This is a genomic window from Stygiolobus sp. RP850M, from assembly GCF_037389295.1.
In the GTDB taxonomy this organism is placed as follows: domain Archaea; phylum Thermoproteota; class Thermoprotei_A; order Sulfolobales; family Sulfolobaceae; genus Stygiolobus.
Map to the genome: position 1 here is coordinate 1 of NZ_JBBHKU010000045.1, position 22837 is coordinate 22837.

Here is a 22837-nt window from a genome sequence, read left to right on the forward strand (position 1 = left end):
GGGCTGTTGGGTTCAAAGCGAATTAAGGTCCTCAGCACACTCAGCCCAACAGCCCCCATTACTAACACTAGATTTAACTCACTTTTAGCCCCCGTTGCAGTTATTATGAAAAAGACTATAATAATGTGTTATTCCTAGCAGTTCCAGCTATAGTAGGGTTTGTATCGACCTTTTTGGGTTTGTCCCTGACTATGACACTTCTAGTGTTTCCAGTGTTGGTTACGGCGATAACGTTCTTTAAGATGTTTTGGAGAGACGAGATTTTAAGGGGTTTAGAATGAGATTAAAATTGCAGAGAATATTATTACGAGTGATCCGAGCACTTGCAAAAACGTCAATACTTGATGTAGAATAATAAAGGCGAGGAGGATTGTAAACACAGGTTCTAAGGTAGAAATTACTGTTGCAGTTGTAGAATCACTTTTCCCCATTCCTTTGTAGAAGAAATAGTAGGGTAGAAGAGTAGCAAATAGAGCTAAGTAAACCCCAGTGTATATAGAGGCTATTGTAAGATTGAATGAGTTAAAAAAGAGGAAAATAAGCGAGAAGGGAAAACTCCATAAGGATTGTGAGGCTATTATCTCTGTATTAGTCATTCTTCTGAGTTGAAGTCTTCTTGATTGAATTATTAGGAGTGCGTAGGTTATACCTGATGCAAGTCCCAGATATAAGTCTTTAAGCGTTATATTTGAGAGGTACATCAGGTAGACTCCAAGAAATACGGAAAAACTAGCTGCTATTTTCCTAATGTTAATTTCCTCACTCTTAGAAATCAAGGAATTTAGTAATACCCATAAGGGAGCCGTATATAAGAACACTGCCGAGAGGGATGCGCCAAGATAGTTTATGGTGTAGATATACGTTTCGTAAAACGTCACGGCAATTATTCCAAGAAGAATTGAGGGGAAGTCAATGATCCTCCTTATCTTTACAAGCGGTAAGATCAAAATGGAGGATACTAATGATCTAATCATAACCATTTGAAAAGGGTTTGCATCTTCTCCATAACCTATTTGAACAGCTACACCTATTGTTCCCCACAGAAAAGAAGATATGAATAGGTCTGTTATCCCTTTTTTCAGCTTCACGAGTAAAGTAATAAGGTGGAAAGATAATAAGCCAATATGAACTGGGGTAAAATACTCGGTATGGTTGGGGCGTTGGTGTTTATCTTAATCTATCTAAATTACATAACACTTACTTTTCATTATGGTATTTTACAAGTAGAAAATTTGAGACTATTAAAGAACCTCAACGTCAGTATAGTAGGAGCGAATTCTTCAGCGATTATAGTTAGAATGAATAATCCGTTGAATGTATCTGTGACTGTGTGTAATATTAGTGGTAAGTACATAGTATTTGGAAAACCTATCGTAATTCCTCCTCAAACCACTAAAAATGTAACAATCCAGATAACTAATTACCAATCCTTAGTAAATCAGATAGACAATAACGATGAGTATATTTTAATTAAGCTTAAGATCGAAAACACAACCTTAACTTCGGTGAACTTAGTATGAGGACAACAGATAGAGTTCTGTTATCATACTACGTGAGTTCTATACTGATAACATTTATTCCCTTACCTTGGTGGTACTATAGCGTTGGAGGAATTTTCGTAGTTTATGACTCACCTTTTCAGATCTCTGTGAGCCTTTTGGGTAGTAATTTAATCCTAGCTAAACTACTAAACTTATTTTTAAATGCATTTAGAGTATACGTAGGCATAAACTTAGTGTACAATTCGTTGATGTTGGTGAAAGGTAAACAAGTGGCTAAGTATTCTACAATGGCGTGGTTACCATTATTCTATATCCTAGATCCTTTGCTAATTTACGTAGTATTTAATTACGTGATATCTTCAGTAACGGGAGACACTTTTAGATACCCCTTACTTATTATAGGTGTCGAGGATTTTGTAACCTCATATAATAATGTGAACATAGATATGCTGATCTTTTCATACCCTACTCTACTTTACTGGTTTACCTTTATTCCCACAATACTTTACATAACAGCATTAATAACAGGACGTAAGTCCTCAAAGTCATAAGGAAAAACCGGAGTTTATTTGATAGTCATAGATAACCATGACGTCGGCTTCTCTATCTGCTACGTTTCTCACAGCTTCTACGTACTTCCTGACGTTTTCTATCCTATCCGTTATACAACCTATTATACCTGCTTGACCGTCGTTGATCTCTAAGATCTTACATGAGTCGAGGATTTTTCTAGTCTCTGCTACTCTTCTAGTGAATATAGAGAACATAACTACATCAGTTTTCTTTAAGTCTATTATCGGTATCAACTTTACTATACCTTTTTCTAAGAGGATCTTAGTTCTTTTCTCTACAAGTTTCTGAGTTAAACCTGTCTCTTGAGCTATTTCTGCAGCTTGTGCCCTAGGGTTTCTGACAAGGTATTTAACTATTTGTAAATCGTAAGGCTTAGACTCTATGATTTCCTGTTTAGGAAAGTACTTAAGAGAATAATCACCCAAGATTTTTTTTCATTCCTTCTATTTTATCCTCTATCTCTGGGATGGAACTTCCCTCAACTCCATAGACGTTTAACCACTCTAAGCACTTGAATTTGAAGAATATTCCTTCTCCTACATAGTCATAATAGTTCTTAAAAGCTACAAAGCCGTAGTACTTACCGTAAAAGTTAGGATTGACTAAAACCGTGTAGCCTTGGAATACTCCTTCATCTTGGAGTTTTTTAATACGATAAGTTAGGGAAGGAGGCGTAAGGCCCAATTCTTTAGCTATATTTCGTTGGGACAGGAAAGGATCCCTAAAAAGATAAATTAAAATCTTCTTTTCAAGTTCATCCATGGTAGTCACTATTTGTATTAAACCGTTTAATAGTTTTTCCTTCAAATAAATATACAATTACTGGCTAAATATGAAATCTATATATATAAACTTACTTTGTAATTCTGGTAAAAAATTAGCCGATTCCCTTCAGACTAATGTATTTATCCCTTAAGTACGAGAGTAACCCTTCAGGATCATATTCTTTTCCAAAAGCCCTCCTCAATAAGGTCTTCGGTGGATAAGTAGCACCGTATTTACAAATTAACTCTTTCAAAATCTCCTTTATCTCGTCGAACTTCCCTTGAGACACTAAATCATAAAGGTTAGGAATCTTAAGGTAAAGCATCCCAGCGACAATATTACCTAGAGTGTATGTAGGAAAATAGCCTATAGAGCCCTGAGACCAATGTATATCCTGCAATACTCCTTCAGCATCGTTTTTAGGAGTAATGCCCAGATATTTCTCCATCATATCGTTCCAAAGGGAAGGTACTTCCTTCACCTTCATCTTCTCGTTTATTAGTCTCTTCTCGATCTCGTACCTAATTGCAATATGGAAGTTATAAGTAACTTCATCCGCGTCAACCCTTATCAGGCTCGGCTTTACAGTATTGAAATACTTGTAAGTATCCTCCTCGCTATATTTGGTTAAGAATGGTAAGTTCTCCTTTAACGTCGGATATACAAGTTTTATAAATTGTATACTCCTACCAATAATATTCTCCCAAAATCTGGACTGGGACTCATGAATACCTGTTGATGCACCAGTAGCTATAGGTGTACCTTCAAATCTAGGGTCTATGAGGAGCTCGTAAATAGCGTGTCCGCTCTCGTGTATTACAGAAAACATCGTCGCCTTAAAGTCCTTTCCTTCATATCTTGTCGTAATCCTCACGTCGCTACCAGATATTCTAATTGTAAAGGGATGAGCCGAAACGTCCAGTCTGAACTTGTCTGTTGGCATATTTAGTAACTTGATTATGAACTCGTTAACTTTCTTCATCCTTTCCGTTTCGTATTGAACGCTCTCTAGTTCGTGACTTGAAGGGAAATATTGCGTCTCTTGAACTTTTTTAAGTATATCAGATACCTTGGGAAGGAGAGTGTTAAAGATTCTATCTCCATCTTCAGTGGTGAAGCCCTCCTCGTAAAGGTCTAGTAGAGCATCATAAGGTTGTTTTTCATAACCCAAGTAGTCAGCTATCTTCCTCGATAGGTCTACTATCTTCTCTAGGTAGGGAGAAAAGAGGTTAAAATCGGACTTAGCCTTAGCATTTCTCCATATTACTACACTCTCATTTGTGGTCTTAGTGAATTCCTTTATTACCTCTATTGGGACTTTAGTATAGTATTTGATGCTCCTCCTCAATACTCTAACCATTCCCTTTTCTTCATCACTAAGCTTTTCCTCGTCTATTTTATCTAATTTCTCAGAAATCTTCAAGTAAACCTGTTTTTCCAGCTCATTAAATACGGAGAATACTTCACCCCTCGTAGAAGCGTCAGCTTCTGGCATATAAGTTTCTGTGTCCCAAGCCATTAATGCTTCTGCATATCCGTATGCCCACAATTTCTTGTACTCCTCTAATATCTCCTTAACATTATCAAACATGAGTATCAAAATACTATATGAATTGGAGTTATTTAGTGTAATGCTTTTAAATTAAAGATATATCTATATTCTATGTTCGAGGCGTTAGGTAAGTTCATTGTGAACAAGTGGTATGTCGTTGTCGCATTATGGGTCATTGCGCTTGTCATTGCTGCCCCTTTATCTAGTCTATTCTTTAAGTCGGTTAGTTACAAAGTGACTTTCTCCGTACCAGGTAGTACTTCGGAGATAGCTGAAAACATAGTGAATAACTATTTCAACCTAAGCGGAGCTTCTGGCTCGAATGCCGTAATAATTGTGAGAGGAAACACTACTCCTTACGCTGGATATTTCGCAAACCTGACCAATTACGGAAACATATCCATCACCAACTATTTCTCGATAGAGAAATCTTTGCTCAATAAGACGTTCTATTCGTTAAATGGGGAGATAAATAACCTTACAAGCGAATTACAGAATATCTCGAAGAGTGAATCTAATGTCTCTAGTTTTCTCTTTAAAGAGAGGGAAAATATGACATCTGAAGTAAACAGCCTCTTAAAACTTCATAATGCTACGCTAAAAGTGGAACAAGAGTTCGTTAACCTCTCCTACAAAATTAATTCGACTTCGGAACAACTTGCAGAGCTACATGACGCAATGATTCAAAACTATTCGACATTTGTTAAAATTCATGAAGGAGAAATACAAAATAATCAGACCGCTTATAACATTTCTAAATTCCTATACGTACCAGTTTCTATTTTCTTAAATTACTGGGAGTATAACTATAATTTAACTCACAACGTTAGTGAGGCCAACTTTATCGCCTTTGAAAAAACTTATCCACTACTCAGCGGAAAAGAAGCAGAATACTTCTACTTGTTTTATCAGAGGTGGGACTCATCACAACCTTTACCTGATCCATATGCCGTGGCACAAATAGATGTGGAGAATGTAAGTGATGAAATTTTCAATTCTTCTCAGCTACTTTTCGTTAATTTCATGTTTAAGTATGTAAATCTGTCGAATTTCAATAATCCACTTAATGATGAAATTTTCACGATTTATTACTTCAATTACACATATGATGTACCTTTAAACTTAGCAAAATTACTGCTTTATGAGACCCCTCAAACAGCCCTCTTCTCTGTCTACTCCGAAAAGACCGGAATACCTATAACTGTAATACAATCAGTGTTTTATGCTACTCCCTCAAATGTTAGTAAACTCTCCTTGTCTCTGATACTCTCCAAAGTAAACTCTACCAGTGAAAGAGAGTTCATCCAATGTGTTTACGAAAACCTAAGCGAAAATATGAGTGTCTTTGCGTTAAAATACGTAAGTCTCCACGCTAACGTTAGCTATGGTATAGTAAGAGCCTCACTGAGCATAAATTCTACTTCAGATGCTGTCGCATTTCTAGCTGAGCAGATATCTAACAAGACGGATCTTCCTAGTTGGGTGTTTTCTTCTCTATATTATCAAGGTAATGTGAGTAACCTCTCAGCTTATTTAGTTTCACTTCACCTTGACAAACTGGAAAGCCTTCTTAAGGCCAGCAACTTAACCGCGAAACAACTTGCATTAAGGCTACTCAACGATACTGAGTCAAGACCTCTTGCTGTAACTTTGATTGTGGATTACATTAATTCGACCTCCCCCATAATAGTCCTAAATAAGACGTTGTTAATACAAGACTTATTAAAAAATTTTACGTGCTATCAAGCCTTGTTATCGGGGAAGTACCCCATATATCTGAACATCAGTAATGAGCTTTACTCTAACGGTACTCTATTACTTTTCTTAAAAGGGAACTTCACGTACGACGAAGCCAACAATCTAGAGAAAATGATAGAAAGTCAGACCCACCTAAACTTAACATTGACCGGATCGGAACCTATATCACAACAGCTCAAAAACGTCGCTTCAGTTGCCTATTCAACGGCTATACCGGTAGGTATAGTCCTTGCAATACTTTTAGCTGGTATATACTTCAGGTCTTTTATTGCAGCCTTTATGCCGCTTACAATTTACTTCTCAGCGTTCTTCGTATCCTCTGTATTTATTTACGTACTGGTGATTAAAGTTTTACATATAACGGTCAATTTCCTTACTCCGAGCGAAGTTTTATTGCTGTCATTGGGACTCGGCACAGATTATGTGGTCTTTATAGCCAGTAGGTATGTAGAGGAAAGAGAGAAGGGAGTTTCCAGTAAAGATGCTGTATACGAAGCCGTGAGGTGGGGAGGTAGGGCTGTTACAATAACAGCTCTCATAGTGATGCTATCGTTCTTCTTCATCTACGTTTATCGCATCCCGTTCTTCTCTGACACTGCTATATCCGACATGCTCAGCGTTATAATCATATGGCTTGCTGCAATAACTTTGTTTCCCGCTATCCTAAGAGTCGCCGGTGATAGGCTGTTCTTCCCGAGAAGGTTTAATAAGAAGGAGGAGATTAAACCTAGAAGTTTGAAGAACCCAGGTAAAATTGTAGGACTTATCTCGGCTGTAGTGATAGTGGCTTCTCTTTTCGCGTTATTCACACCTTTAACCCTTAACGTCTTAGCGCTCCTACCTCCTTCACAAGCTACGGAGGGTGTGACATTCCTAAGCTCCCACTTCACTTCAGCTAACGTGTTCCCGATCTATGTAGTGATACCCTATAACGGCTCTACTAACTTCTCTTTGTCTGAATATAATTATTTTGAGAGTATATACAAAGGCCTTTTGAGTATACAAGGAGTAACAGCAGTAGACTCACCGGTATCTCCTTACGGCTATCTGGTAAACTACAGCAGCTTATCCTCCTATAATTACACGCAATATATATCTCATGGATACGTTCTCTTTGTAGTAAACCAGAAATATCAGCCCTTCTCTCTTCAAGCATTTAACGTTGTAAAGCAAGTGCTTAGCGTTATAGGAGGCAGAGGCTATGTTGGCGGGGGCCCGGTGGACTCCTACAACATATATAACTTTGTCCAGTCCAATTTCTTCATAGTGCTAGGAGAGATCACGTTCACGATGTTCGTGATACTTCTAGTAATGACGAGGAGCTTGTCTGTGTCCTCTGTAATAATTTACGTAATAATGTCTGCTGTTGCGATAACATTGGGGCTCGAGAGACTTGTCTTCAGTACCCTTTTGGGCTTTTCTATCTTCGCTGTTGTGCCTCTATTTCTCGTAGCGATCATCATAGGTATCGGAATGGACTATAACATATTTCTCGTAGCCAGAATTCACGAGGAGTTAGAAAAGGGAAAGGACATGGCCAACGCAATATCAAAGTCTGTCGGGGCTTTAAGGGTCACTATTGCTTTCTTAGGTTTGATCTTTGCAGGGACTTTAGGCTCACTTATGTTGGTTAACGCGTCTATACTTCAGGAATTGGGCTTTGCATTTGCTGTAGCGGCGATCATGGAGACGACGTTATTGTGGGCTTATTTAGCTCCGTCATTGCTGATGATTTTGTACAAACGTTTCAAAATTAGGCCTAAACTCATTGTTTAACAGCCTCAATGCACACAAAAGAACCGGAATCTCCTTCCCTTATTTCGTCTATTTTTTCATCTTCATTAGGAGAGAAGAAAAGGGTAGCTCTTATTGCCTTTATTTTCATCCCTTCCGAGGTAAACGCTTCGTAAAGCTCTCTTTTGCTCACGAAGTTAGCGTGAGAGTAATATTTATGTCCATTCTTTCCTAATGCTTCGTAGTACATTCCGAAAGGGGAATCTCTAGGTACGTAACATATGACAACCTTGTTCTTACTAACTCTTTTCATTTCTTTCACTAGCTTCCTAGGGTCTTCAACGAAACACACCGTAACAGAGGAGAAAACACAAGGAAAAGCGTTATCTCTAAAGGGTAGTTGAAGAGCATCAGCCTGAACTCTATCTTCTTTTTCCGGTGCGTTAATCAGCATAAATATTGAAATATCAAGTGAAATCACGTTCCCTTTAATCACCTCATGAAATATACCCGGCCCAGAGCCTACGTCTAGGCAGTCTCTTAAGTTGAACGAGGATACAAGTCTCTTTTCACTCTCGTAACTTTTTTCATGGATTTTATACCACTTTGAATAACCCTCAGGGTCATTGAATATTTCCATTATTACGATTCTCGTTTCAAGGGTAATAAATTGCTATTTAAATATATGGAAAACTTCTCCGGTAAAAATCTAATTTAGTCCTTTCTCGGAATTTATATTGTGCTGAATACTATTAAGGTGGGGCTTAAACTTTTACCTCACGTCTTACGATTAAGGGATTACCGTTTGAGGACTTTAAAGGGAGAGAAAGTAGATGAGGAGAAGATGTATAGAGATGCAGAGAAGTTTCTCAATGTTATCGTGTCTCTAGGACCAGTGTTTATAAAGTTCGGCCAAGTTTTGTCAGTGCACTCCGATATATTACCAGAGCCCTACCTTAAAGTCCTTTCACGTCTGCAAGATGATGTACCTCCAGCACCTTGGGAAGAGGTGTTTAAGATTATTAAGGAGGACTTAGGTGAGAAATTAAAAGAGTTCGAGATCAATCCTGAACCAATATCTACTGCTAGTATTGGGCAGGTTTATTTGGCCAAGAGAAAAAGTGACGGTAAGACTGTAGTTATCAAGGTTAACAGACCTAGAATTAGGGAGATTGCTGAAGAGGATATAAAGATCATGAGATCACTACTACCCTACACTAAGTTTTTAATGGACGAGTCTTTTTACGAGAGCTTGAGGGCTATAGTTAACGACTTCAGTAGGCGAATTTTTGAGGAGATGGACTTCACGAAAGAAGAGTACTACATGAGGAAAATAAGGGAGGAATTAGCCGATTTCCCAGACGTAATTATCCCCATCCCTTATTTTTCCACAAAGAGAGTACTTGTGATGGAATACATTAAGGGATATAAAGTAACCTCTGAAGAAGCTAAGAAAATTGTAAAACCGTCGGAACTGGCTTACAGAATATTTAAGGTCTTCATGATAATGCTTCTTGAAAAAGAGTACTTCCACGCGGATCCCCATCCGGGCAATTTAGCTGTAGATGATCATGGAAATTTGATCATTTACGACTTCGGAATGGTAGGGAAAATGGATCACGAAACTAGGCTAAGGCTTTTAAGGGCTTACGTAGCCTTAATACGTCTCGACGGTATAGGACTTGTAAAAGTTTTAGAAGAACTGGGGGCAATTCAACCTGAGGCTGATAGAGAGGTCTTGGCTAAAGGTATAGAATTATTTCTGCAACAGTTTCAGGGAATTACGGCTGAGACCCTTGAAGTAGAGCAGTTTCTCGAGGCTGCAAATGAGGTTTTTTATAGATTTCCCTTAAAGTTACCCGAAAAACTTACACTTTATATAAGAATGACTTCGATTTTAGGAAGCACGTGCCTTCAGATAGATCCAGACTTTAACTTCTTTCTTAACCTACAAAGACTGATAGAAGAGGAAGGTTTAGTCTTTGAGGCGATACTGAGCGACTTCAGGAATACAGTTAATGCCGCAATACGTAAATTCAGATTGTCCATACTGGAAAAACCTATCATAGTTCAAAATAAGAGAAATAGAACTTATGTGAAGGCGATTTCAATATCCTTGGTATTTGCAGGGTTAGTTTACTATTTGATCACCAAGGACTCTACGGTATCACTACTCCTTGGATTACTTGCCCTAGTTTTAGCAACTACCAGCGACTGAAAATTATGTCTGGTATATACTCGTTACTTACGCGGAAAGAATACGTAAAGTTAAATCCTTACCTATCATTCTATCTTAATACTTGCTGAACCAGCTATCGGTATCCTTATTGTAAGTACACCGTTTTCATACTTTCCAGTTATTTGAGCGTCTTTAGCCGGAGTAACGGGTAGCTTAATCTCTTTTCTCACATACTTCGGTCTTTGAGTAACGTATTTTACTCCAGGCTCACTTATGTCCCTCTCTGCTTCTATTATTAGTTCGTTTTGTCCCGTAATTCTTGCCTTAATTTTCTCCTTGCTAAATCCAGCCAGGTCGGCTACAACTACTAAATATCCTCCTTCCTCATACACGTCAACTGGTGGGTAGACTATTTCGAATACGCTTCTACTTAACTCTTCTGCTCTCTTCCCCAACTCTTTTCCTATGAAATAGGCAAAACTCATCTTCTTCACCTCTTGCCTCTTTTCTTCATTAAAATAGAAAGCAATTTGAATATCATGTACCATCTGAGTAGACGTTCCATACAATCATTACCATTTTGGTGATATTTATTCTTTTGTTTTGTAATTGCTTAAATCCTATCCTAGTTGAGTACACGATAAAATTTAAGGTCATCATATAAATGACTTCAATTTGTGTTATTATGGTATTATCATATAAAATCTAAGACTCGTTAATACTTCCTATTTTCATTTATAAATATTACGATATAAATAAATTAATCGCCTTGATAACAATTACTCTAAGTTCGGATAAATTTACAGTACTCCACTTCTTACAAGAACACAAGAGGGTATTAAGGTCATTTAGAAATATCACAATTACTAAAGATGAAAGAATTTTAATAAAAGGTAGGGAATATCATTTAATTAAAAAGGAAGTAACACTGTTTGACGTAATTTATACACTTACAAGACCCTCTATTCTCGGAAAGAATACTTTAGTATTTAGATTTTCAGTACTACCTAAGAACTCAGGGTGTACAATATCTGTGTCAACGAAACCCGAGAAGTTCGAAAACGAGATAGACGAGAAGAAATTCATGGAAGAATTCAGCATTTTTCAAGCAGAAGTCTTGGCGGTGGCTAAACCAATCCTTACAATGTCTGTGCCTCGTGACAAAATACCAGAGATTATTGAATTAGCAATTAGTAGGAGTTTAGGTAATATAATACTCCTTTGGTTCTCCTCTAAAGACGATAAATACGTTAGAGTTAAGGTAAAGAACGGAGAACTAGTAGAAAAAATCGGGGATTTTGAAGATATCTCAACAGATCTGGTTAACGTTATTGTTAAACAATTAGCTGAAACTTAATTCACTTTTTCCTTACGAAGATCAGTAATGCTCCTACAATAATCACAATAATTATACCTATGATAGCTATTTCAGGTGTTGATATACCGCTCGTAGAAGAGCTTGAGGGTGGTGCGATCATTACGTTACTGACGCTATTATTTCCAAGTGCTGAACTGGTTTGTGATGAGCTTGTCTGAGCAGTACTCTGAGTAGTTGAGGACTGTGTTGTTGACGCTTGTGGAGCCTGAGTTGAAGTTGTTGTACTCTGAGTAGTTGAGGATTGTGTTGTCGATGTTTGTGAAGAAGTACTTGAAGTTGTTTGTGAATAAACTATGAAATAGGTTGTGGTCGGATCGTCGTATACAACTACCGTGTTATTTACCACGAAGTAATTAGATGAATTCAGCTCAATTACTTCTCCTGAAACTTCCTTATATACGGTTATGTTCCCTTGCATCATTAAGGTTACGTTAAACACAATACTTCCAGTTGAATTCACCATAACCTCCTGAGCTTGGTGCTGAACACCTTTGATCGTAACTATCGTGGGCTGTACTTGGATAGGCTTAACTACACTTACATTGACAGTCTGGTTGCTTTCAGTAACTACCACTACTTTCATGTTTCCAGTTAGGTTTAGGTAAACTAAAGTACCTCCCTCAGTTCCGTTAACGTTAACGTTGTGAGACAAGCTAACTAGAGCAGTAGACATAACTTCCCCGTTATTACCTACTAATATTATAACCTCCTTTCCGTTAATATCTACGTCTCCATGACTCTCAACATGGATTTGTGGTACCCTTGCACCTTGGTATATTACGATCTTCTCCTCCCCGAAATACACGTTAGATGTAGATCCTACTGAAAGTTTGAACTGAGTTCCGTTAAAGCTCACCATGTGAACATACCCTAAAGCAGTTCCGTTAACTCCGTAAAACTCTACAGTTTCGAAGTTGGCTTTTACATGGCCTATTAAACCTGATTGAGCAAATCCAAGACCTTCACCCTTCCAAATCAAAGAAGCTACTGTACTTCCATTAAAATACGATAGTTCAGGTGTTATATTCTCTTGACTCGCCATAAATAATTGTCCGTTTATCTCCGTTGTGAAATTCAACGGCTGGTATCTTTTAGGTAGGTTTATTGGTACTGTTAACTTAACCTCTGTGGTTAAAGTAGAGGTAACACTTTGTATAGTATATAAATTCATTGTAAGATCTACGGTCTCTGGTTGTCCTACTTTAATAGTAACGGGAATGTTAGCTACCTCACTACCGTTGGCGAATTCTAGGTACACTGTTCCCGTACCGTTTATATATGCAAAAGTGTCGACTTTAGTTGAGTTAAACCCAGACCATACGAGTGTGGAAGTTCCACTCCCGTTTACTACTACCCCGATTAGGTTAGGAATGTTAGTGACCACTGTAAGGGTCATGTTAGGGAAAGCTTGTACTGTAACATATCCGTTAACTGTGGAGAGTGAGTTTGAGAAGATCATTGTATATGTTGTTATGTTAGCATATACATCAAGTGTTCCTCCCACAGAACCTGTGTAATTAGCTCTTGCTGACTCCACTTTATATACAACTAGGGAACCAGAGGCCATAGGCATTATATTTCCTCCAAGTCCGTTTTGAGCACTATAGGAACTGTAATACCTCTCGTAGATCATGTTTACTTGTGCATTAGATGATGAAGCATGAGAGAGCACTACGTTAGGGGCAAGTAGTAGGGAGGCTAAGAAAGCGAATATTAAGGCGTAAGCGAAAAATTTGTTTCTTCCTTTTTTTATAAATTCAGTTATCATCAATACTACACAATTTGTTTCAACTATAAAAGGTTAATGAGAATATGAAGTTAATGTATTTTCTATGACTTGAATATAAACTTTTCAACTTGTTTCACAGATTTTGGAACGCCCAAAGCTTTTCTTTTCCACCAGTTCATTAATAGAAAACACAGAGTTTTCTAATCTACGTCCTCAAAGTTTATAACCTTTATGAATAATCGTAAATGGTGTTAGGGAAGTTAATTTTTCAGAACCTTCAGAAGTTTGGTTTTCCCTATCCCATAGACAAGTCAGTATGTACGTCTTGGGCTAAGGACATTCCGAAAGGAGGGGAAACGATTATCTACACTTCGTGTATGTATCAGACTGCCTCATTAAGCGATATCTTCTCCAAATTCATTCCATATGCAGAAAAGCTTTCATCGTTATCAGCATTAGCTAAACTAGTAAAACCCTCAAAGGAAGAAATTGATAGGGCGTATAGGATATTACAAAATATATCCTTAATGCTGAAGAGAAGAGGAGTTCAGTTCGGATACTTATATGAAAGCGAGCCGTATAGCGGTGCAATATTATTAGAGCTTGGCTATTTAGATGAGTTTGCTGAATACGCTAAGATCGTGACGGACTTCTTTAAGCAAAAAGGTATTAAGAGGATAATCACGGTAGATCCTCACACCCATAACGCGTTGCTAAGGTATAAAGAATTCACGAATTTTGACGTAGATGTCGTCAGTTATTTCGAGCTTCTAGGTAACGTTAAAGCTAGGATGCAAGGCGAGATTGCAGTTCACGATTCTTGTTTGTATTCCAGATTTTTAGGAAAGAGAGAAGTCTACAGATCTCTGTTAAATTCCTCAGGAGTGAAACTTGTTGAAGATGAGTTAGTGACCGAGAAAGATACTTCTTATTGTTGTGGAGGACCAATAAAGCCGGTAAACAGAGAGTTAAGCGAGAAAATTGCTAGGCTAAGAGTGGAGCAACTTAAAAGGTTGAGCGAGAATATAGTAGTAGTCTGTCCCATGTGTTATGCAAATTTATCTAAATATCACAAAATCCTCGACTTTGCTGAGGTGGTAGAATGAGCGAATGGGATATTGCAGTTGAAAGGACCATAAACAATAACGTACCTAGAGTTCATAAGATACTATCCCAATACTCTTATATTCAAGACCTTGCAGAGGAGCTCAGAAAGGCTAAGTTAGAGGTTTTGAATAACCTACAGAAATACGTAGAACAGACCATGAAGTCGGTTAAGAGAATGGGGGGTAATGCATATTATGCAACTAACGCGTATGAAGCTAGAGAGATTATAGCGAAAATCGTAGGAAAGAACAAGATCGTGGTTTTTGGGAAATCCATGGTTGCTTACGAGATGAGGTTGAGGGAGTATTTAAAGGAACTAGGTAATGAAGTGTGGGAGACAGACTTAGGTGAGTTTTTAATACAATTAGCTAATGAGCCTCCCTCTCATATAATAGCTCCTGCCATCCATATGACTAGAGAGAGGGTTGCAAAACTCCTCAGGGAGAAGTTAGGAGTAGAGGTGAGTGAAAACGCGACTCATGAGGAGTTAGTAGCAATTGTAAGAAAGTTCCTCAGGGAGAAATTCGTCAATGCTGATGTAGGTATAACCGGGGCTAATGCGATAGCCGCTGACACCGGCTCTGTCATTCTTGTCGAAAATGAGGGAAATATAAGGATGTCCACTGTCCTACCCTCAGTGCATATCGCTGTGGCTGGGGTTGAAAAGATAGTACCTACATTTTACCATGCATTGTTAGAAGCTACGGTTCAAGCTGCCTATGCTGGTCTCTATCCACCTACATATATTAACCTAACCTCAGGTCCAAGTTCTACGGGAGATATCGAGATGAAAAGGGTTAGCCCAGCTCACGGACCTAAAGAATTTCACTTAGTCCTCTTAGATAACGGCAGAGTTAAGATAAGCCAAGACAAAGTGTTAAAAGAGGCATTACTTTGTATAAGGTGCGGTAGATGTCATCTCCACTGCCCGGTGTACAGAGTTCTGGGAGTTAATTGGGGAGTTCCTCCTTTTACTGGGCCTATGGGGGCAATGTGGTCTTACATTGTTTACGGTGATACCAAACCGGCGACACTTTGTACCCATTCTGGGAACTGTAAAGAAGTCTGTCCTATGGGAATTAATATACCGGGTGTTTTAGAAAAGATCAAGTGGATAGCGAATGACAAAGAGCGTAATAAGACATGAAAACGGTCTCCTGATAGAGCTCAACAAAAGAGGCGTTGAAGCGATCTTAGTAAACGGAGAGGTCAGTTTAGGGGAATATGATGGTGTTGAGTTCAAGAAAAAACGAGTGAGCGAGGATAAGGCTGAGTTTGTCAGAAAAGTGGTTTCCGAAGTTAGGACAATGATGGAGAGCTGTCCTCACGTGATAAGTATAATAATGTCCGACATGTTTTACGTGAAGTTTCTATTCAACGGTAAAGAAGTGGTAGCATTTGTTTCGGAAGATATGATAACCTTTAGTTCTGAAGGAGAAGTGGACGAGGAGTTAAAAGACGAAATCAGAAAATGTGTTGATAGGTTCAAAGAGGTAATTCTAAAAACGCAGAGTGGAAATGAGTGATTATGAAAAAGTGTCCTCGATGTGGATATGAGAATTCAGACAATGCAGTCTTCTGTGAAAAATGCTATTATCCCTTGCCACTTACTCCGCCAAAACTTACTAAATGTCCTAGATGCGGTTATGAGAACCCTGAAGGAGTGATGTTCTGTGAAAAATGTCATTATCCTCTCTTTCAGATTCCAGTGTCTGATGTTCAACAACCGCCAAAAGAGGAGGAGAAACCTAAAATAGTCCTCAAAAGTTCAGACTATATTATGCTCTTGATAGGGAGTGTGATCACGTCTTTCGCTATAGCTCTTTTCTTCTTGTTCTATCCAGATATGAAGATTCTTTATACGGTCTTTAATGTGATAGGGACTGTGTTTCTTATAGTTCCATTTATTAAGGTAAATAAATTATATTGGTTTGCAGTGGTAGGAAGTATCGGAATATTCTTTTTGTCTCCTAATTCCTTAGTAGGAGTACTTTTATTCTCCTTTGGTGGAGTCATAGTCTCTACGGCTTTGAGGGAATTGTATTTAAGCATTAAAGACAACATCGTTCAATTCTCTTCATTACTTCTTTTGTTAGGTTATCTATTCGGTATGTTCATTTTAAACTTTTATATGGTGACTATTTCAGGCTACGCACTCTTAGCTATATATTCAGTCCAGCAAACATTTAAAAAGAATTCAAACCCAGGCTAAAAGTCCTTTGTCTTCTTCTCCTCTATATATTCCTTCAATTGAGATCGGGATCTCGAGCTCCGGCATTAAAGGGTGCTTCTTGATATAAAACCTATAGCCCCACTTGCTACTAGATACCCTTACTATAACGTGCATTGAGTGATGGTTAAAAGCTCCTCCCTGAGGCAGACCATTAACTTCTCTTGTGAACACCCATACGTTTCTCCTAAGAGCTGAAGTAATTACAGTGTAATTTTTTCTGTGAAAATATGGGTCAATAACTATTACCTCACCTTGAAAACTATCTATTGTAGGTTTTACGTCTTCTGCCTTGAAGGCCCTCCTTATAACAATTTCACCGTAATTTCCGGTTATCCTTTGGAACTTCTTTACAAGAAAAGGATCGAACTTTCCGAACTCTTGTACGATCACTACATTTATTGGTGCTGAAGATGCTACAGCCCTATGGGCTAGGAATAGAACATCCTCCCAATTTCCGTAAAACTCAACTCTTTCATTGCCTTCAAGGATCTTATCAATAATTTCAACTCCTAACCTCATATTTTTAAACATGTTTATTAAATAGTGAGGGTGTAAACTGAAATTATTGTAATACTTTCAGCTAACTCTCCGTATTCATAATAAATGAACATACACACTTTTAGTAATCCTTGAGAGAGTAGGACTATGGGCAGGACACTTCCCTCACTCACGCAAGCAATAAAGGAGGAAACCGAGAGGTTAAGAAGAGTAGCGGAAAGGGTCAGGGACGAGAGGTTAAGGGAGAAACTCCTCAAAGCCCTTGATCACACTAGGGAGTTACAAGACGCGTTTTACGACGAGATAGCAGATCCTCAAGAGATAGTCCTCCTTACCCTAATCCTTTATATGTGTGGTGAAGATGACAAGAGGATACATCATTGACGTTAAGCCATTAAAGAGGAAACTGAAACTAATATTCGAGAAGGGAGTTGAGGCTGAGATAAGTACTACCTTCCCTTTATACTTAATTCTCGACAACCCTGAGCCATTACTGGAACACCCTGCAGTTGAAAGGTTCGAAGAAGAGAGCTGGTACTTCCCGCCTGATTATAAAAAGAAAGGAACGGTTTATAGGATAGAGATCAATGACTTATCTTATTACGACGACATAGTGAAGAGAGCTAAAGAGAGACTTAGAGCTATCCATGTAAATACTTATCCTTCAGTGCTAACTCAAACCCTCCTCAGGCTAAAGGCATATCCCATGCATCTAATCTCAGTAGAGAACGGTAGAGTAACTCTCTTGGAAGAAGAGGGATCTCTTTCAATGCCGGATTTGAAAATAGCTACGGTAGAGACATATAGCTGGTATGGGTTAAGCGAGAAGGGCGAAAAATACAAGTTGTACTTAAATGGGGAGGAGATTGATAGTGGCTATACTAAGGACTTTGAATTCAATGAGTTTGTAGACTTAGCTGAGTGTATGGGAGTTTCTTGTAAAGGTTTTAGAAAAGTAACGGTTAGAATAGATCTGACTAAAGCATTCCTTAGGGCTAAGGGATTGATGGAGTGGAGTAAACTTTCTAAGACTTTACTTAGGGAGATAAGATACGGTAAGATAGGTAAAGTAGTTACTACCAATGTCGCAATAAAGGCTTTGAGGAGGAAATACTTAATCCCAGACATTAAGGTTAACGTAGAAAAAGCGAAGACTTTAGACCAATTAGCTAGAGCCGACAAGGGTGGTTTGATACTCATACCTAAGCCTGGCTGTTATAATAACGTATACCAGATGGACTTCTCCTCTTTTTACCCGTCTATAATTATTAAGTATAATATCTCACCCGAAACAATAGACGAATGTGAAGACGTAAAGACAGATATAGGGCATTCCATTTGCTTCAAGAGAAGGGGAATAGTACCTGAAGCACTTGAGGAAATAGTAAATAGGAAAGAAGCACTTAAAAGAATTGACGAGGAGAGGGCTGAGGCTACTAAGTGGGTATTAGTAGCTTCCTTTGGCTATTTAGGATATAGGCACTCCCGTTTTGGCAGGATAGAGGCTTATGAACTCGTCACTTACTTCTCTAGGAAGAATATGAGGGAGGCGATGAAGATAATTGAAAACAATGGTGGCAAAATACTTCATGCTATAGTAGACTCAATATTTTACCAAGGGGATAATGATATCTCATATGAAGTAGAAAAAACTTTAGGTTTTAGGGTAAAGAGTGAGAAGTATAACTGGGTGATCTTTACCCAGAGTGGGGGATATGGTGTCCCTACAAGATACGTTGCTAGATATCCTGACGGGAAGGTAAAGGTAAAGGGTTTGATAAGGGAGAATTTACCATTTGTCGTAAAGAGATTTCTACAAGAATCTGTTAACATATTAGCTGAGGCTGAAACTTGTGAACAAGCTAGGGAGAAAATCGTTGAGGTAGACTTAATGAAAGAGGAATTGTTAAGTAAATTAGAGCCTCAGGATTTCGTAATAAAAATTAAAGACAGAGCGTATCTAAGAGGATCCAATGGATTTTATAATGCAGAGCTGGGTTATAGTGGTGTTAATTTAGAGTATTATCGAGACTATGTGAACAGATGGGAAGAAATTTTACTATCCCCACTTTATATTATGAACGGATGATGAGCTTGACCGAGCTCAAAAAGGTGAGATAAGGCCAGCATCCTGACCTTGTTTACGAATTTTAAATTACAGCAGTTATGGGATTTCTCGTTAGGTGTAGCCTTGAAGTCAAGGCAAAATCTAATAACTGCTGTAAATTATAAAAAAGTGTTTTATATTTATTCAATAACTTTATTAAATTAAGGAAAAATACACGCCAGTCTAATTATATTTATTCATGTTTTTATAATCCGAATTATAAAAAGCATTAAATAAGATCCGTAAGCAAGATATAAAATTTTATAAGAGATTCAGTATTTCTTTAAATCTTAAAAAGTTAAAAAACTTTATTATTATTAATATTATAAGGAAGTAGCTAAATATTTATATTATTCAATGAGTTAACAATGAGATATGTTATCATCTACCGTCTTTATATTCTATTTCCTTGAATTGATCTAGCAATGTTTTCAATTCGTTCTTTTTAGCCTTTATCTGTTGTAAAACTTCAAGTGCTTGTTTCCCTTTTTGAGTTAGATAATATGAATTATCCTTCCTTATTAAATAGCCTTTATTCTCTAACTCAGGTAAGTATTTTTTGGCTACTTCATATGTTATTCCTGCAGCATACATCAATCTAGTCTTGTTGATTCCGTCTTCTTTGCAGGCTGAAAGAATATCTGCAATTATGTCATATTTATCTCTCTTTCTCCTGTTAAACTCTAACATACAATGAATAAAACAAACATATATTTAAAAAATTTTTTCCAGATTCAGTACACGTAAATAACCTATCAAACACCTTTTTTAGATTGTTAATACTGTGAGTAGCTTAAAGTGATAGAATATTTTTTGAACTAAACTAGTTTAGAATCTACTAAAAGTAAAATTAAAACATATTATTTTAAAAAAGAATTAATATGAAAATTCAGCATTAATAAATCTTTCCTTTTTAGAATATTGAAAGTTGGGCTCCCGAAACTGGCTATAACCGTACTTTTATTATAAAATTGCTTAATTGAGTATATGCTCCAATTTCTGAGAGGAAAGTTTATAATTAAAATCCAAATAACAAGAGAAACTTCTATCTCTACGTAAAATTTTGGATAGTTATTGAGTTTGGTGTTTCATACTTTTTTTGCCAAGAAATCTATTTAAGCATTTCTAACGTAATCTATCGTCAACTCGATTTATATAGTCTTTTTCGGTGCTTTACGTAAATCACGTTTTTCTTAAGGTAAAAATGATTTAGTAGTTTAAATAAAATTTAATAATAGCATACCGATAGTGATGTAACAAGTAGTGATGTAATAAGATGTCTATGCAACCTTCATGTAGAGAAAATAAACGAATGCTTAGGGTTTTGGGTATTAACTGTGACGATTTTATTGTTAGGAGGATATCAGTACGTCTTATAGGAGATTACGAAAAGTTTTTCAGAAATATTATTCCTGAAAACGTAGAAGAGATAACTTTGTTAATATCACCTAAAATTAATGAAGAGGAAATTATGACGAGTTTGAACAAGTCCTTCAAAGAGATTCCTATCTTTTTAATTCAATCAGACTCATTGGCTGAAGACGAGATAATAGTAATAACTAGATAGTAACTTACTTAATTGATTATATTCTGAAATAAAAAGGAAGAGTAAGATAATAGTATACATGGACTTTAATTTATCCGAGGAAGAAAAGCTACTAAAGGATAGTATACATGAATTTTTGCAGAAGAAATTAAGGCCTATAATGAGGACTATAGATCAAGAGGAGAGAATTCCAAGGGAATTCGTGAGAGAGGCTGGAAAGATGGGTATATGGGGAGCAGTTTTTTCAAAAGACGTAGGGGGTTTGCAACTTTCCATGACTTCAGCAGTAATAATTGCTGAAGAACTTGGGTGGGCAGATTTTTCTCTTGCCACAGGTGTAATGTATGTTTTAGAGGAGGGATGGGGTTATGTTCTTGACAGATTGGGTAATAGTGAGTTAAGGCAAGAAGTACTCCCTAAAGTTGTTGAGGGAGATTATTTCTTAGGAGTGGCATCTACGGAGCCTACTGGAGGAAGCGATGTAGCTTCCATTAGGACTCAAGCTATAAAGAAGGACGGGAATTATGTTATCAGGGGTCAGAAGATATACATAAGTGGGGCATTAGAGGCAAAGGAATGGGGAGGAGGTCATCTAGTTCTGGCAAAGACTAATCCTCGAGAAAAGCATAAAGGAATTTCGATAATTTATGTTCCAACTACGGACGAAAGAGTCAGGGTAACAAAGATAAACAATATGGGCAGAATGGGAATCTCAACGGCAATCGTGAACTATGAGGACGTAAGTGTTCCTCAGAAAAACCTGGTAGGAGAAGAGAACAAAGGGTTTTATCACGCAATGGAAGGATTTAACCATGCTAGGGTTTTAGTCGCCGGAATTTGTTTAGGAGCAGCTAAAGCCATTCTTGATCAGGGTATTGAATACATTAAGAATAGAGAGGTATTTGGGCAGAAACTTAAGGATTTTCAGGCTATTGCATTTGAGGCTGCGGAGTTATATACGCGTCTTGAAATGGCAAGACTTTTGACTTACAAGGCTGCATGGGCGTTAGACAATAGCGTTAAAGATGCGCATGTAATAGCTGCCATGGCTAAGTTATCGGCTCCACAAGTGGCCCTAGATATAGCTAAATCCGTGATGATGTGGATGGGCGGATATGGGTATAGTAAAGATGCTTTAATAGAAGCTGGCTTTAGGGGTATTGTAAGTTACCTAGTTGGCGCAGAGGGTGCAATGAACATAATGAAGCTGATAATTTCTAGGGGGATCCTCGCATAATTTTTTAATATAAAAATTCCTATTATCTCTATCCAAATTTCCTTCTAAAGAATAGTAAATAGCCCTAAGTAGTAGCTTCAGCGTTGTCAGTAAGTCACTCTGTTCGTATAATGTAAGAACGAAGGTTGGTAAACTCCTTATGAAGAAAAAGTCAATTCTACCTCTTATAGCTGAGTAAAGGGTGTTTCGAATAATCAGGTAATATCTCCAAGTAGGATATAAAATGTATTTACTTTCACTTTTCAGCACTTTTTTGTATACTGTTACGCCATGTGTAATTGCTAAAGTCTTTAGAACGAGTAACATTATTTTACTTAACCTCTTTTTAAATGGTAAAGTACCATTTCCTACTGAGTGGGATATAAGTTGTTTTTATAAGCTAAAATACGATAACCGTTTTTCCTGAGCCGTAGTCAACAGTTTTCGATAATTCGTGAAGTTTATATACTTTGTATGAAAGTTTAATTACAAGGCTGAAACCTAAGGAAGTGTGCCAACGCTTAGGAATATCATACCGCACACTACAGAGCTATGTTAAGAAAGGCTACATTCAACCCGTGATACTACAAAGCGGGAAATGGAGGTTTAAAGAAGAGGATGTCGAAAGACTCATGGGGGTCATTAGAAAGAGGAAAGTGATACTCTACGCTAGAGTATCATCAAATAAAAAGACGACTTAATAAACCAAGTTAAGTACCTAGAGGAGAACGTTAAAGAATACGACCAAGTAATAACAGACGTTGAATCTTCATTAAACATGAAGAGGAAAGGATTCATCAAGTTGTTAAGAATGATACTAAACAACGAAGGAGTGTGGTGATAGTGTCGTCATTAAGCTACAAATTCTGGGATTAACCTTCTCTCCCACAAGACTAGGGCTATGGAGTACATCATGCTACGAATGCTCCTATTTACTGCCTTCGTTGCTCTCTTGAATCT

23 protein-coding genes and 2 pseudogenes are annotated in these 22837 nt (G+C 37.5%); 15 read left to right on the forward strand and 10 right to left on the reverse strand.

The window, feature by feature from the left end:
• Positions 1 to 125: 125 nt before the first annotated feature.
• On the forward strand, positions 126 to 281 hold the full coding sequence (locus WIW52_RS04920; RefSeq protein ID WP_337708990.1) for a hypothetical protein: 156 nt from the start codon (positions 126 to 128) through the stop codon (positions 279 to 281).
• Here the strand turns inward: WIW52_RS04920 and WIW52_RS04925 are convergent.
• Complete coding sequence (locus WIW52_RS04925; RefSeq protein WP_337708991.1) at positions 273 to 1088, reverse strand: DMT family transporter; 816 nt, start codon at positions 1086 to 1088, stop codon at positions 273 to 275. The two genes, WIW52_RS04920 and WIW52_RS04925, sit on opposite strands and share 9 nt — an antisense overlap.
• A gap of 36 nt (positions 1089 to 1124) precedes the next feature.
• Between WIW52_RS04925 and WIW52_RS04930 the strand changes: the two genes are divergently transcribed.
• Together WIW52_RS04930 and WIW52_RS04935 are read left to right on the forward strand one after the other, a co-directional pair.
• Positions 1125 to 1520 (forward strand): hypothetical protein, encoded by a 396-nt coding sequence (locus tag WIW52_RS04930; protein ID WP_337708992.1) that lies wholly within the window; start codon positions 1125 to 1127, stop codon positions 1518 to 1520.
• Complete coding sequence (locus tag WIW52_RS04935; RefSeq protein WP_337708993.1) at positions 1517 to 2053, forward strand: hypothetical protein; 537 nt, start codon at positions 1517 to 1519, stop codon at positions 2051 to 2053. Before WIW52_RS04930 ends, WIW52_RS04935 begins: the two co-directional genes overlap by 4 nt.
• On the opposite strand, the gene WIW52_RS04940 is transcribed toward WIW52_RS04935, so the two are convergent.
• The 3 genes from WIW52_RS04940 to WIW52_RS04950 form a co-directional block, all read right to left on the reverse strand.
• Positions 2048 to 2500, reverse strand: a complete 453-nt coding sequence (locus WIW52_RS04940) for a winged helix-turn-helix domain-containing protein (RefSeq protein ID WP_337708994.1) — start codon at positions 2498 to 2500, stop codon at positions 2048 to 2050. The genes WIW52_RS04935 and WIW52_RS04940 overlap by 6 nt on opposite strands.
• Entirely contained in the window at positions 2493 to 2837 is a 345-nt protein-coding gene (locus tag WIW52_RS04945; RefSeq protein WP_337708996.1) for an Lrp/AsnC family transcriptional regulator, read from the reverse strand. Before WIW52_RS04945 ends, WIW52_RS04940 begins: the two co-directional genes overlap by 8 nt.
• A 115-nt stretch (positions 2838 to 2952) precedes the next feature.
• Positions 2953 to 4431, reverse strand: coding sequence for a carboxypeptidase M32 (locus WIW52_RS04950; RefSeq protein WP_337708998.1), 1479 nt, complete (start codon positions 4429 to 4431; stop codon positions 2953 to 2955).
• Positions 4432 to 4503: 72 nt separating this feature from the next.
• Here WIW52_RS04950 and WIW52_RS04955 point away from each other — a divergent pair, with 72 nt between their 5' ends.
• Positions 4504 to 7926, forward strand: a complete 3423-nt coding sequence (locus WIW52_RS04955; RefSeq protein ID WP_337708999.1) for an MMPL family transporter — start codon at positions 4504 to 4506, stop codon at positions 7924 to 7926.
• On the opposite strand, the gene WIW52_RS04960 is transcribed toward WIW52_RS04955, so the two are convergent.
• Positions 7916 to 8524 carry a class I SAM-dependent methyltransferase gene (locus tag WIW52_RS04960; RefSeq protein WP_337709000.1) on the reverse strand — a complete coding sequence of 203 codons (609 nt, stop codon included), beginning with the start codon at positions 8522 to 8524 and terminating at the stop codon, positions 7916 to 7918. The genes WIW52_RS04955 and WIW52_RS04960 overlap by 11 nt on opposite strands.
• Before the next feature lie 96 nt (positions 8525 to 8620).
• Here WIW52_RS04960 and WIW52_RS04965 point away from each other — a divergent pair, with 96 nt between their 5' ends.
• Positions 8621 to 10102, forward strand: a complete 1482-nt coding sequence (locus tag WIW52_RS04965; RefSeq protein ID WP_337709024.1) for an ABC1 kinase family protein — start codon at positions 8621 to 8623, stop codon at positions 10100 to 10102.
• A gap of 65 nt (positions 10103 to 10167) precedes the next feature.
• On the opposite strand, the gene hsp14 is transcribed toward WIW52_RS04965, so the two are convergent.
• A complete protein-coding gene (gene hsp14 / locus WIW52_RS04970) occupies positions 10168 to 10548 on the reverse strand; it encodes an archaeal heat shock protein Hsp14 (RefSeq protein WP_337709003.1) in 381 nt (126 codons plus the stop codon).
• Between the two features lie 284 nt (positions 10549 to 10832).
• Between hsp14 and WIW52_RS04975 the strand changes: the two genes are divergently transcribed.
• Entirely contained in the window at positions 10833 to 11420 is a 588-nt protein-coding gene (locus WIW52_RS04975) for a hypothetical protein (RefSeq protein ID WP_337709004.1), read from the forward strand.
• 1 nt (position 11421) lies between these two features.
• Here the strand turns inward: WIW52_RS04975 and WIW52_RS04980 are convergent, their stop codons facing one another.
• Positions 11422 to 13209: a hypothetical protein gene (locus tag WIW52_RS04980; RefSeq protein ID WP_337709006.1), complete on the reverse strand. Its 1788-nt coding sequence runs from the start codon at positions 13207 to 13209 to the stop codon at positions 11422 to 11424.
• 209 nt (positions 13210 to 13418) lie between these two features.
• Here WIW52_RS04980 and WIW52_RS04985 point away from each other — a divergent pair, with 209 nt between their 5' ends.
• From WIW52_RS04985 to WIW52_RS05000, 4 genes are read left to right on the forward strand one after another with little or no spacing between them, the layout of a single operon-like run.
• The gene (locus WIW52_RS04985) at positions 13419 to 14276 is read left to right on the forward strand and encodes a heterodisulfide reductase-related iron-sulfur binding cluster (protein WP_443295551.1); all 858 of its coding nucleotides are present in this window, start codon (positions 13419 to 13421) and stop codon (positions 14274 to 14276) included.
• Positions 14273 to 15424 (forward strand): lactate utilization protein B, encoded by a 1152-nt coding sequence (locus tag WIW52_RS04990; protein WP_337709010.1) that lies wholly within the window; start codon positions 14273 to 14275, stop codon positions 15422 to 15424. The genes WIW52_RS04985 and WIW52_RS04990 overlap by 4 nt, the downstream gene beginning before the upstream one ends.
• On the forward strand, positions 15399 to 15803 hold the full coding sequence (locus WIW52_RS04995; RefSeq protein ID WP_337709012.1) for a hypothetical protein: 405 nt from the start codon (positions 15399 to 15401) through the stop codon (positions 15801 to 15803). Before WIW52_RS04990 ends, WIW52_RS04995 begins: the two co-directional genes overlap by 26 nt.
• A gap of 2 nt (positions 15804 to 15805) precedes the next feature.
• Positions 15806 to 16489, forward strand: coding sequence for a zinc ribbon domain-containing protein (locus WIW52_RS05000; RefSeq protein ID WP_337709014.1), 684 nt, complete (start codon positions 15806 to 15808; stop codon positions 16487 to 16489).
• Here WIW52_RS05000 and WIW52_RS05005 read toward each other — a convergent pair.
• Positions 16475 to 17029 carry a hypothetical protein gene (locus WIW52_RS05005; protein WP_337709016.1) on the reverse strand — a complete coding sequence of 185 codons (555 nt, stop codon included), beginning with the start codon at positions 17027 to 17029 and terminating at the stop codon, positions 16475 to 16477. The two genes, WIW52_RS05000 and WIW52_RS05005, sit on opposite strands and share 15 nt — an antisense overlap.
• Before the next feature lie 126 nt (positions 17030 to 17155).
• Between WIW52_RS05005 and WIW52_RS05010 the strand changes: the two genes are divergently transcribed.
• Both WIW52_RS05010 and WIW52_RS05015 read left to right on the forward strand, forming a co-directional pair.
• On the forward strand, positions 17156 to 17392 hold the full coding sequence (locus WIW52_RS05010) for a DNA polymerase II (protein ID WP_337701687.1): 237 nt from the start codon (positions 17156 to 17158) through the stop codon (positions 17390 to 17392).
• A complete protein-coding gene (locus WIW52_RS05015; protein WP_337709018.1) occupies positions 17370 to 19097 on the forward strand; it encodes a DNA polymerase domain-containing protein in 1728 nt (575 codons plus the stop codon). The genes WIW52_RS05010 and WIW52_RS05015 overlap by 23 nt, the downstream gene beginning before the upstream one ends.
• A 399-nt stretch (positions 19098 to 19496) precedes the next feature.
• On the opposite strand, the gene WIW52_RS05020 is transcribed toward WIW52_RS05015, so the two are convergent.
• On the reverse strand, positions 19497 to 19805 hold the full coding sequence (locus WIW52_RS05020) for a winged helix-turn-helix domain-containing protein (RefSeq protein WP_337701690.1): 309 nt from the start codon (positions 19803 to 19805) through the stop codon (positions 19497 to 19499).
• A 586-nt stretch (positions 19806 to 20391) separates the two neighbouring features.
• Between WIW52_RS05020 and WIW52_RS05025 the strand changes: the two genes are divergently transcribed.
• From WIW52_RS05025 to WIW52_RS05035, 3 genes and pseudogenes are all read left to right on the forward strand, one after another.
• Positions 20392 to 20682: a DUF4898 domain-containing protein gene (locus tag WIW52_RS05025; protein WP_337709020.1), complete on the forward strand. Its 291-nt coding sequence runs from the start codon at positions 20392 to 20394 to the stop codon at positions 20680 to 20682.
• Positions 20683 to 20740: 58 nt separating this feature from the next.
• Positions 20741 to 21898 (forward strand): acyl-CoA dehydrogenase family protein, encoded by a 1158-nt coding sequence (locus tag WIW52_RS05030; RefSeq protein ID WP_337709022.1) that lies wholly within the window; start codon positions 20741 to 20743, stop codon positions 21896 to 21898.
• 473 nt (positions 21899 to 22371) lie between these two features.
• Positions 22372 to 22706, forward strand: a pseudogene (locus tag WIW52_RS05035) (helix-turn-helix domain-containing protein); the annotation flags it as partial.
• Between the two features lie 23 nt (positions 22707 to 22729).
• On the opposite strand, the pseudogene WIW52_RS05040 reads toward WIW52_RS05035, so the two are convergent.
• A pseudogene (locus WIW52_RS05040) lies at positions 22730 to 22837 on the reverse strand (IS1 family transposase); the annotation flags it as partial.

What these genes read in the sequence shown, in the direction of transcription:
- WIW52_RS04980 (WP_337709006.1), bottom strand. Translation starts at nt 13,209, where the DNA reads ATGATAACTGAATTTATAAAAAAAGGAAGAAACAAATTTTTCGCTTAC.
- WIW52_RS05030 (WP_337709022.1), top strand. Translation starts at nt 20,741, where the DNA reads ATGGACTTTAATTTATCCGAGGAAGAAAAGCTACTAAAGGATAGTATA.
- WIW52_RS04945 (WP_337708996.1), bottom strand. Translation starts at nt 2,837, where the DNA reads ATGGATGAACTTGAAAAGAAGATTTTAATTTATCTTTTTAGGGATCCT.
- hsp14 (WP_337709003.1), bottom strand. Translation starts at nt 10,548, where the DNA reads ATGAGTTTTGCCTATTTCATAGGAAAAGAGTTGGGGAAGAGAGCAGAA.
- WIW52_RS05010 (WP_337701687.1), top strand. Translation starts at nt 17,156, where the DNA reads ATGGGCAGGACACTTCCCTCACTCACGCAAGCAATAAAGGAGGAAACC.
- WIW52_RS04995 (WP_337709012.1), top strand. Translation starts at nt 15,399, where the DNA reads ATGACAAAGAGCGTAATAAGACATGAAAACGGTCTCCTGATAGAGCTC.
- WIW52_RS05005 (WP_337709016.1), bottom strand. Translation starts at nt 17,029, where the DNA reads ATGAGGTTAGGAGTTGAAATTATTGATAAGATCCTTGAAGGCAATGAA.
- WIW52_RS04930 (WP_337708992.1), top strand. Translation starts at nt 1,125, where the DNA reads ATGAACTGGGGTAAAATACTCGGTATGGTTGGGGCGTTGGTGTTTATC.
- WIW52_RS05000 (WP_337709014.1), top strand. Translation starts at nt 15,806, where the DNA reads ATGAAAAAGTGTCCTCGATGTGGATATGAGAATTCAGACAATGCAGTC.
- WIW52_RS04990 (WP_337709010.1), top strand. Translation starts at nt 14,273, where the DNA reads ATGAGCGAATGGGATATTGCAGTTGAAAGGACCATAAACAATAACGTA.
- WIW52_RS05015 (WP_337709018.1), top strand. Translation starts at nt 17,370, where the DNA reads ATGACAAGAGGATACATCATTGACGTTAAGCCATTAAAGAGGAAACTG.
- WIW52_RS04960 (WP_337709000.1), bottom strand. Translation starts at nt 8,524, where the DNA reads ATGGAAATATTCAATGACCCTGAGGGTTATTCAAAGTGGTATAAAATC.
- WIW52_RS04955 (WP_337708999.1), top strand. Translation starts at nt 4,504, where the DNA reads ATGTTCGAGGCGTTAGGTAAGTTCATTGTGAACAAGTGGTATGTCGTT.
- WIW52_RS05020 (WP_337701690.1), bottom strand. Translation starts at nt 19,805, where the DNA reads ATGTTAGAGTTTAACAGGAGAAAGAGAGATAAATATGACATAATTGCA.
- WIW52_RS04950 (WP_337708998.1), bottom strand. Translation starts at nt 4,431, where the DNA reads ATGTTTGATAATGTTAAGGAGATATTAGAGGAGTACAAGAAATTGTGG.
- WIW52_RS05025 (WP_337709020.1), top strand. Translation starts at nt 20,392, where the DNA reads ATGTCTATGCAACCTTCATGTAGAGAAAATAAACGAATGCTTAGGGTT.
- WIW52_RS04935 (WP_337708993.1), top strand. Translation starts at nt 1,517, where the DNA reads ATGAGGACAACAGATAGAGTTCTGTTATCATACTACGTGAGTTCTATA.